General features: G+C 60.6%; 2 protein-coding genes. Both read left to right on the top strand.

The window, feature by feature from the left end; translation table 11 throughout:
* Positions 1-167: 167 nt before the first annotated feature.
* Complete coding sequence (locus WCB02_RS29340) at positions 168-1,649, top strand: LVIVD repeat-containing protein (RefSeq protein ID WP_423963347.1); 1,482 nt, start codon at positions 168-170, stop codon at positions 1,647-1,649.
* A gap of 445 nt (positions 1,650-2,094) precedes the next feature.
* Positions 2,095-3,288 carry an adenylate/guanylate cyclase domain-containing protein gene (locus WCB02_RS29335; protein ID WP_423963345.1) on the top strand — a complete coding sequence of 398 codons (1,194 nt, stop codon included), beginning with the start codon at positions 2,095-2,097 and terminating at the stop codon, positions 3,286-3,288.
* Positions 3,289-3,428: the final 140 nt, after the last annotated feature.

The following is a 3,428-nucleotide window of genomic DNA, read 5'->3' as shown; positions in this document are numbered from 1 at the left end:
CCTCTGGACCATCCGCTCGTCCATCGGTTGACACTGCCGTCAGCACCATCGCGAATACAACCTTGTCGAGGCATGCCGTCCGCCTGGGTTGCATCTCGCCAGCGCGATCGACCGGGAGTTGGTGGCGCGACTCTTGATGAGCCAGATCCCTGCAGGCCGTCCCGAGAATGAACGGGCCCCTTGAACACGCAATCGTTAGCAGCGAAAATTCACCCATCTGCGGATTGCCCGGCGAAGGCCTTCCACAATCACTCACTTCTTATTATCCCTTGGGTCAACGCGGCAACCATGCTGCCAAGCCGGTACGGTGCTGGAAATTCGGCACCTCATTTCCACGGGAGGAAACCGAGATCATGCGCACTTTCATTCGAATTGGATTGAGCGCCGCGGCCTTTTTTGCCCTGCAGTCAAATCTGGCCCTGTCCGCCGTTCCGGATCGGATGAACATCCGGCTTGTCGGCCAGTCGACGCTCGACGGGGCTGGCAAGGGTGGCGAAGGATTGGCCCTCAAGCAATACGGACAGCAAAAGATCCTCTTTCTGGCTCACGAGTCGGGACCGCAATGCTTCAGCGTCGTCGATGTAACATCACCCGCGAAACCGGTCGTGTTGAAGCAGCTGCCGGTCGAGGCGACTTTTGTCAGGTGCAATTCGCTCGCATTGAACGGCAACACGCTGGTGGTGGCGCGGCAGAGCGAAAAGGTGGGGCAGCCTCACGGCGGCATCACCGTCTATGACGTCAGCGACCCGGCCAATCCTCAGCTGCTGTCCTACATGGATCTGACAGGCCCCGCCTCCCGCGGCACCCACTATCTGACTTTCCCGGATGGGGGCTATGCCTACCTCTCGACTGGCGCCAAGGATTTTGTCCCAAAGAATCCGCTTGATGATCAGATGCTCATGATCGTCGATCTGCACGATCCGAAGACCCCAAAGGAGGTTGGACGGTGGTGGCTGCCGGGGACGAGGGTCGGCGACGATGCACCGGCGCCAGCCCGTGTTACGCCTTGGGACAGTGGCTTCCGGCTACACACGCCACTCGTTCCGCGCGAACGCCCCGATCGGCTCTACGCTGGCTGGATCGACGGAGGTCTGATCATTCTCGATATTTCGGACAAGACCAGGCCGAAGCAAATATCCCATATTTCATGGCAGTCTTTGCACCAGGGCTTCATGCATACGGTCGTGCCCATCCTCGATCGCGGTCTCCTGGTTGCGTCACAGGAATCGACCAAGGAGGAGTGTGCGGATTGGCCGATGCGCGTGACGGTCCTGGATGTTCACGACGAAACCAGGCCCTACCCTCTCTCCTATCTGCCGCCGCCTTCCAACATGGAAGAACTGTGCAAGGGGCACGGACGATTTGGCTCCCACAATATCAATCTGAACCAGATGCCTGAGGTGTCGCGCGGTCTCGAGAATACCGTGGTCAGCGCACAGTTCTCCGGCGGCCTGAGAATCTATTCGATCAAAAATCCGATGGCTCCCGAGCTGCTGGGCTATTTCGCTCCCGACGTTCCCGGCAACAAGGGCGGCGCCATTCAAATGAACGATCTGATTGTCGGCAGCGACGGCTTGATCTACGCAAACGACCGTTTCACCGGAGGGCTCTACATTCTCGAATATACAGGCAAGGTCCCCTTGGATTGAAGAAGGAGGTGGCGGGCGGCTTCAATCGGACAACTGAACCCGCTAAATCGATTGCCTGTCCTGACATGGCAAAGGGTGTGAGCAGAATCCCCACGCCCCACAGCCGTATGAACATCGCCTCGAGATGCCGGTCATGCAACGCATATTGGTTGGAGCCGGCACCTGGGTGGTGTCAGCCGCCGCAATATCGCACAAACTTGTAAAGTCGCCGCCCGGCACGATTCGAATCTGTGACCTCTGCCTTCAGAAGGCGTAAATTGCCAAAAGCGAGTTGTGGGTTGCAGGGGGAGCGCTGGCTACCGCGGTTTCGTCGCGCGCCCGCGACGCAGCGACCGACCGACGACCCGGCACACGGCGAATTTGCGGTGGACTCGGTTGACGACGTCGCGTCGGGACACGACATAATCCCATACCGTCGATCCCGGTTACCGCTCAGGAACACGATATGAACGCGCTGCCAAACATCGATCCGGTGCCCACGCATTCTGACGGCGAAGTTGTGCACTGGCTGACAAACGACACGCGCGATGAGCGCTTCATCGACAATATTTTCGCCGAGTTATGTATGCGACTGCAGCGCGCGGGCATTCCCGTCAAGCGGGCGTCGCTTCATGTCCTGATCCACCATCCGCAATGGCTCGGCGCCCGCATCATGTGGGCCGACGGGATGCGCGAGGCCACGATTGAGCGTGTCGACTATGATGTCAGGGGCCGCCCCGAATACATCGATAGTCCCGCCAACGAAATCCATAACGGCGCCACCGAGGTACGCGAGAATCTCGAACGCGATCCCGCCCGGCGCCGCAAGCACGCGCTCTATAACGAGATGCGTGCGAAAGGCCTGACCGACTATGTCGCCTGGCCGCTCTACCATACGCTCGGCAAGCGGCATATCGTGAGCTTTGCAACCGACCGGCCCGGGGGTTTCGACGATGCGCAGATCTCCGGCCTGCTGAAGCTGTTGCCGGTTCTGGCGCTGGTCAGCGAAATCCGTATCAAGAACCGGCTGGCGCGAACCTTGCTCGAAACCTATGTCGGGTCGCATGCCGGCGAGCTCATTCTGGCGGGCGCCACCAGGCGCGGAAGCGGAACGACAGTGCGCGCCGCCATCATGATCTGCGATCTGCGCGACTTCACCCGCATCTCCGACAACTGGCCGCGCGATGACGTCATCGATCTTCTCAACGGCTATTTCGACGCGATGTCGGAGCCGATTGCGCGACACGGCGGGGAAATACTGAAATTCATCGGCGATGGCCTGCTCGCCATTTTTCCGCTCAGCCAGCCGTCAGCCTGCGCAGATCTGCTGCACGCGGTGGCCGAAGCCCGTCAGGCCATGGTGGCCCTGAACGAAAAGAACAGCGAAACCGGTCGCGCGCCCCTGAATTACGGCGTCCACGTCGGTGACGTCATGTATGGCAACATCGGGTCACGCACCCGGCTCGACTTCACCGTCATCGGTCCCGCGGTCAACATGGCGTCGCGTCTCGAAGCCCTCACCAAGCAATTGGGCAGACCGGTGCTGCTGTCCCGCGCGTTCGCTGACTTCGTCGAGGGTGATTTCGATCTCGAACGCGTCGGCGAATACCCGGTCCGCGGCTTCAACGACCCGATCGAGCTGTTTGCCTATCACGGCTGAACGCCGGTCAGGCGGCGTTGCGTTCCAGAGCTGTTGCGGTCAAATCGAAACGCCGCGGCGTGCTGGGCGCCCCGCATTCGCTGGGCATGACGGCCGAAGCGAGGACGCCCGGCGCGTGATCGGACCACGCGCCGCTACGC

This window comes from Bradyrhizobium sp. (assembly GCF_049581145.1).
Lineage (GTDB): Bacteria > Pseudomonadota > Alphaproteobacteria > Rhizobiales > Xanthobacteraceae > Bradyrhizobium.
This window is presented reverse-complemented; position numbering and strand designations above follow the sequence as displayed.

Bases quoted from the DNA above. Each gene is read 5' to 3' on its own strand.
- WCB02_RS29340 (WP_423963347.1), top strand. From the start codon at position 168: ATGAACGGGCCCCTTGAACACGCAATCGTTAGCAGCGAAAATTCACCC.
- WCB02_RS29335 (WP_423963345.1), top strand. From the start codon at position 2,095: ATGAACGCGCTGCCAAACATCGATCCGGTGCCCACGCATTCTGACGGC.